Source organism: Dorea acetigenes (assembly GCF_025567385.1).
In the GTDB taxonomy this organism is placed as follows: Bacteria; Bacillota; Clostridia; order Lachnospirales; family Lachnospiraceae; genus Claveliimonas; species Claveliimonas acetigenes.
In genome coordinates this window covers 1-6,021 of sequence record NZ_JAOQJU010000049.1, presented here as the reverse complement: position 1 = coordinate 6,021, position 6,021 = coordinate 1, and the positions used below count along the sequence as shown (strand labels likewise).

The 6,021-nt window shown below is 44.1% G+C and carries 5 protein-coding genes; all 5 read right to left on the bottom strand.

Translation table 11 applies throughout. From position 1 onward, the window contains the following. Window positions 1–257 precede the first annotated feature (257 nt). Window positions 258–1,331, bottom strand: coding sequence for an ABC transporter substrate-binding protein (locus tag OCV99_RS17875; RefSeq protein ID WP_158372371.1), 1,074 nt, complete (start codon window positions 1,329–1,331; stop codon window positions 258–260). Window positions 1,332–1,357: 26 nt separating this feature from the next. Then, the gene (locus OCV99_RS17870; RefSeq protein WP_158372369.1) at window positions 1,358–2,848 is read right to left on the bottom strand and encodes a sensor histidine kinase; all 1,491 of its coding nucleotides are present in this window, start codon (window positions 2,846–2,848) and stop codon (window positions 1,358–1,360) included. Next, on the bottom strand, window positions 2,845–4,467 hold the full coding sequence (locus OCV99_RS17865) for a response regulator (protein WP_158372367.1): 1,623 nt from the start codon (window positions 4,465–4,467) through the stop codon (window positions 2,845–2,847). Before OCV99_RS17865 ends, OCV99_RS17870 begins: the two co-directional genes overlap by 4 nt. A 188-nt stretch (window positions 4,468–4,655) precedes the next feature. Further along, the gene (locus OCV99_RS17860) at window positions 4,656–5,633 is read right to left on the bottom strand and encodes an aldo/keto reductase family protein (protein ID WP_158372365.1); all 978 of its coding nucleotides are present in this window, start codon (window positions 5,631–5,633) and stop codon (window positions 4,656–4,658) included. Between the two features lie 96 nt (window positions 5,634–5,729). Next, window positions 5,730–6,021: S-layer homology domain-containing protein (locus tag OCV99_RS17855; protein ID WP_158372363.1), on the bottom strand; the 292-nt coding region annotated here is incomplete at its 5' end.

The window sequence follows — 6,021 nt, the reverse complement described above, 5'->3', positions numbered from 1 at the left end:
CTGCACGGAAGAAACCGGAACTGCCGTCAATGTTACGGCCGCCGCCATAACAATTGCCGTAAAACCCGCAAATGCAGATTTTACCTTTTTCATAAATTTCATTGCTTTCCATTCTCCTTTCTTTACTTCCCGCTTTGTGTAGGGATACACAGCGGGTATCAATAATGCACAAATACTGGCTGACTTGTGCATTATCATTATACAATCATACTAACAAAAACCATATTTTGTGTCAATTGACAATACTGAAAAAAGCATCAATAAGCTCGCCCGTCCACAATGTCCTGCGTAACCTCCGTTATCTCGTAATCTGTCCCGTCAACGGTAATTACCGGGACATCTGCGCCATGGGAATACATTCTTTCTTCTGTAAAAATCTGTTTGTCCACTTCCTTTCCTTCCTCCAGCTTCTTGATAATGTCCTCTACCCTGGGGCCGTGCAAAGGATTACACTCCACATTCAGGACAATCTTCCCCTTCATCGTATTGACAATACCACCGTGCGTCGCATCAAAGGATATCACAAGAATATCTCCGTCCGGACCTACCGTCTTCCCGGCATCTTCAATCGCTTCTATCGCTCCGAATGCCTGGTTATCGTTCTCACAATATACCACATTAATATTTTCATACTGTTCCAGCATAGACGCCATGACTTCTTTCCCCTTTGCCTGGGTAAATTCTCCCGACTCCATGGCGAGAAGATTCCACCCATACTGCTCCACAGCCTCCGTAAGAGCCTGCGTGCGCCCAATCTGCGGGGTGGCGCCGTAAGTCCCCTGAATATCAACGATATTGATTTCCTGCATCCCCTTCGCTTTTGCATAAGCATCCAGCCATGCACACGCTTTCCGTCCTTCCAATTTGAAGTCCGAGCCTACCCAGGCAGTATAAAGGCTCTCATCCGATACTTTTACCATGCGGTCTACAACAATCACCGGAATTCCGGCGTCCTTCGCCTCCTGCAGAACAGTATCCCACCCCGTCTCTGTCACGGGAGCCAACACAATATAATCAACCTCCTGCTGAATAAAACTGAAAATTGCCGCTACCTGATTCTCCTGCTTCTGTCTGGCATCATCGAAAATCAATTCATACCCGTTCTTTTCACTGAAAACCTTTTTTATGGATTCTGAATGGGCAGTCCGCCAGTCCGACTCTGCCCCTACCTGGGAGAATCCAATCGTAATCACATCATTCTCTGCTTCCATACCGTTTTCGTCTGAAGCATCCGCTTTCTTCGAGGCGTCCTGTGTGTCATAGCTGCATCCTGCAATCACACCAACCGTCATTGCCGCGCAAAGCAAAATACTGATCCATTTCTTTCCCAAACCCTGTTCCTCCTTTTTCCGGCATTCTAAACCTCCGCTTCAATATTATTAGCAGGGAGAATAATCACTGCCTCCGTCCCTACATTTTCCTCACTCTCGTAAAACACCCCATATTCCTCGCCATAGTAATGATGGATACGCTGGTTGACATTGGCAACGCCAAAGCCCTTCTTGTCATCATCGTCGTATCCCACCATATAGCGCCGCAGCTTCTGAAGCTCTTCTTCCGTCATTCCTTTTCCATTGTCAATTACTTTCAATATGACCTTATTGCCGTCCCGGTAGCCCTGGATTGTAATCAGGCCTTTCCCTCTTTTCTTTTTAATTCCATGGTAGAGGGCATTTTCAACCAATGGCTGCAGAGTTAGCTTCGGTATGGTATAGTCCATAATTTCTTTGTTAATGTCTATCCGGTAATCCATAATATCCTGGTATCGGAATTGCTGAATCTTGAGATAGCTGTCTACATGCTTCTTTTCTTCCTCTACTGTAATGTAGTCCCTTCCTTTACTAAGAGTCGTACGGAAGAATTCGGACAGCATGGTCACCATCATTACAACATTGTCTGTCTGTTTCTCTTCTGCCAGCCACACGATCGTATCCAGCGTATTGTATAAGAAATGCGGGTTAATCTGTGCCTGCAGAAGTTTATTTTCCATCGCCCGCAGGTTCGTCTGCTCCCGCTTGATATCCTCCACAAGCTGGCCGATCTCTTCCGCCATATCATTGAAGCTGTCTGTAAGAACCGCAATCTCATCCTCCGCTTCCACCTGCACCCGGGTGTCAAAATCACCTTTCGCCACCTGTCTGGACATATCACACAACTCTTGAATCGGCCTTGCCACACTTCGGAAAGCAAGAATCACGAGAAAAACGGTCAGCATAATAACCAGGCAGACCACAATAATACTGATTCGCTGCGTACGGGCACTATCCTGCAGAAGTTCTTCTTTGATGTTGGCGAAGTTGGCCGTTTCTGCAATTACATATTCCTGAATAGCACTGTCGATTACCTCCGTAAGCTTATAGACATTGTTTTCCAGCATTTCCATATTTTCCGTATATTTTCCGCTGTCTTCTTCCAGATTCTCATCAATCTGCCGGATCCATTTCTCCAGGGAATTCAAAGTCCGCTTAATACGCATGGAGCGAGTTCTGTTGGCATTGACCGTAGCAATATCCGCCATCTCATCACAAGCCTCTCTCAGCTCATAAATATAGGTGTACGGATTCACAATTTTAATCCCGTTGACCGTGACCTTGCCTTCCTCCAGCTTACTGACCGGCTCCCCCCGGATAACCGCCAGATACATACTGTAATCCAGCCGCTCCTTAAACTCCGATTCATAACTGTTCGCGTAGGTAACGCTGTTGGTAATCTGATCAAACGCATGATTCGACATATTCAGCACATACATCAGATACAGCACCAGAATCGTCAGCGGCAGCAATGCGGCCACAGCAATCATGCCAAGCCTCTCATTCAGCGAAAAGTGCTTTTTAAATGAAATTCTCATCCTTGTACCTTTCCTCTCGTACGATATTCTTTCGGCGAACACCCCTGGGTTTTCTTGAAAATGTAACTAAAATAGTGGGAGTCCTTATACCCCACATCGAAACCGATTTCCGAAGTCTTCCGGGACGAACACATCAGCAGTTCTTTCGCCTTTTCCATCCGGGTTTCTGTCAGATACTCCACAAAAGTCTTTCCCACCTCCTGACTGAAGATGGAGCTAAAATAGCTGGGACTCATCCCCACATTGGACGATACCGTATTCAGCGAAATATCTTCTGTCATATAGTTTTCCATAATATAAATCTTCGCCGTCTCGATGATATCCGAATATCTTCTTCCCGTAGCGGCATCACGAAGCCTTAAAAGCCCTTTAATCAACCCTTCCACATATTTTTTCATCGTCTCCGTACTCTGCATACAGTCTTTCATATCCTTCATGTCGCCGCACTCCTGCTGCATCTTCTCCTGCGAAAGCCCAATGCTCTCCCCAAAGGTCACGACACTGATATAAATATCCATCAATATATACTGACACATCATCATAGATTTTATATTATCTTCCGGTATCTCATCAAAATACGCCTGTACAAAGCTTTCTGTCTCTTCCTCGGTGCCGCCTCTTAAAAACTTCGCAATCAGCTCCCGGTTCGATTCCACAGAACCAAGGCCCCGCACCTCCGGCTCTTCCTCCCGGTCAGAATGCAGCTCTTCCCACGACACAATCTGATTTGCCGGAGATGTAAACCGCGCTGCGAATGCCCGTTCTGCCTTGCCGAAAGAATCCCGCAGTTCCCGGAGTCTCTCCACCGGCTCCCCGATTCCTCCAAAATACTCCATCTTCGGATAACGGGATACAATCTCATGGATGCCGTCACGACACGCGTCAATCTCATGCTGCAGCTCCTCACCATTTTCTGCAAGACACAGAATGGCCCAGCCTTCTACGCCCCTTCGGAAATAATAGACCCCTTTCCTCTGTTGCAGCATCTCTTCTATATCTACAAACACAGACACCATCTGCCTACTCTGAGTGTCTTCTTTCTCACCATAGCTTGTGATTTTAAACAGAATCAAATTGTATATCTGGGCGCTCAAATCCATCTCAAGCCGTTTCCCCTGCTCTAAAGTCTCCGTCATAGACAAATGCTCCGTCAGGATACGGGTCAGGAATTCATATTTATCATGTTCCCGGTTCTCCTGCATGTCCGCCTCATATTTCTTCAGGAGATCCCTTTCTTCCTGTTCCTTCCGGATAACCTCCGCCACTTCACCGATTACTCCCAGGAGCTGTTCTGCAGAAACCGGCTTCAGCATATAGTCCGTAATACCGATTCCAATCGCTCTCTTGGCATATTCAAAATCATTATAACCGCTCAGGATCAGTATCTTGATATTGGGGAGTTCCTTTTTTACTGCCTCCGAAAGCTCCAGCCCGTCCATAAAGGGCATCTTAATATCTGTAATCAATATATCCGGCTTCTCCTTCAGAATCAGCGGGTAAGCAAGTTCACCATCACTTGCCTCTCCCACAAACTCATACCCCTCTTCTGCCCAGTTAATGCTATTCTTTATTCCATTTCGGATAACGACTTCATCCTCTACCAGAAAAATCTTAATCATGTATCATAGACTCTCTTTCTATATTTAAATTGAGACTCACCAGGGTCCCGTCTGACATAGTTCTATTTAATCACCTTTAGCCACAAATTTCAATAGAATAAAAAAGAAGCCCCACAGCCTTTTTGCTGCAAAGCCTCTTCTTTTTTCTAAATAACTGTATATCTTATATAAGCAATCTTTCCTCTTACTTAACCTACATGACGTTCAAATCTTTTGAATCCAAGAATTTCTTCAATTCTATTCATAGCATCTTGTGGAATTACGAAACCACTGGCTTTTATATTATTCTCTAATTGAGATGAGTTACTTGCCCCTGCAATTACACAACTTATTTCCGAATGCTGCAAAATCCATGCCATTGACAAGATTGAGACATTCGTTCCCAGATCATTCGCCACTTTTGTAAGTTCATCAACAATTGCAAGGTTATCATCTGTGAGCAGATTATTAATCTGTTTATCTGCCTGATGTGTTGCCCGGGAGCCTTCCGGATAGGGCTGTCCTTTTTTATACTTTCCTGTCAAAAGCCCTTGTGCAAGCGGAGAAAAAGACGTAATGCCAATACCGTACTTTCTGCATGTACCCATAATCTCATGTTCGATATATCTATCAATCATATTATATTGTGGTTGAATTACTGAAATAGGATAAAGACCGAGTTTATCAATAATTTTTTGTGCTTCTTCAATTCTGGCACTTCCCCATTCCTCACTGACACCATAATAAAGGACTTTTCCCTGTGCCACAAGATCACTCATCGCCCGCAGCGTTTCCTCAATATCAGTATTTTCATCAAAACGATGGCAATAATACAAATCCAAATAATCTAACTGCATATTCTTTAAAGATTGATTGCAATTTTCCATAATGTGCTTTCTGGAAAGCCCTCTATCATTTACTCCGGTTCCCGTAGGGAAATACACCTTACTTGAAATTACAAGTTCTTTACGAGGGAAATCCTTCAAAACCTTGCCTAAAAACTGTTCTGCAGCACCATCAGAATAAGCGTCTGCACAGTCAAAAAAATTAATACCGCTTTCATAAGCAAGCTTAACCGTTTCTTTCGCTATGTCTTCTTTAGAACCTCCTTTCAAATCTGTCATCCAACTCCCCAATGCAATCTCACTGATTTTAATTCCTGCTTTTCCTATATTACGATATTTCATTTAACCTTCCCCCTTTATTACTAAATTTTTTATAACAATTTTATAAAGGGCGGAAATTTTTCTTCTCCGCCCCATTTTTACATCCTTTGTAACTCCCTACTTTTCAAACTTCTCCATAAATCTCTGGATAATAATCGCACACTCTGCACGGCTTGTGCTGCCCTGTGGGTCGAGACGATAAGAACCATCTTCATTTTCTTTTCCTTCAATGATTCCATTTTCTACTGCCCACTTCATAGCAGTTTCTGCGAATTCGCTTACCTGTCCTGCATCAGAAAAGCTGCTGATGTCTGCTGTCTTTGATATATCGTATTTCTTATAATCCGCATAACGGTACATCATAACTACCATCTGCTCACGGGTAATCGGATCGTTCGTTCCAAAGTAT

Coding starts and splice junctions, on each gene's coding strand:
- OCV99_RS17870 (WP_158372369.1), bottom strand. CDS start 2,848: ATGAGAATTTCATTTAAAAAGCACTTTTCGCTGAATGAGAGGCTTGGC.
- OCV99_RS17865 (WP_158372367.1), bottom strand. CDS start 4,467: ATGATTAAGATTTTTCTGGTAGAGGATGAAGTCGTTATCCGAAATGGA.
- OCV99_RS17860 (WP_158372365.1), bottom strand. CDS start 5,633: ATGAAATATCGTAATATAGGAAAAGCAGGAATTAAAATCAGTGAGATT.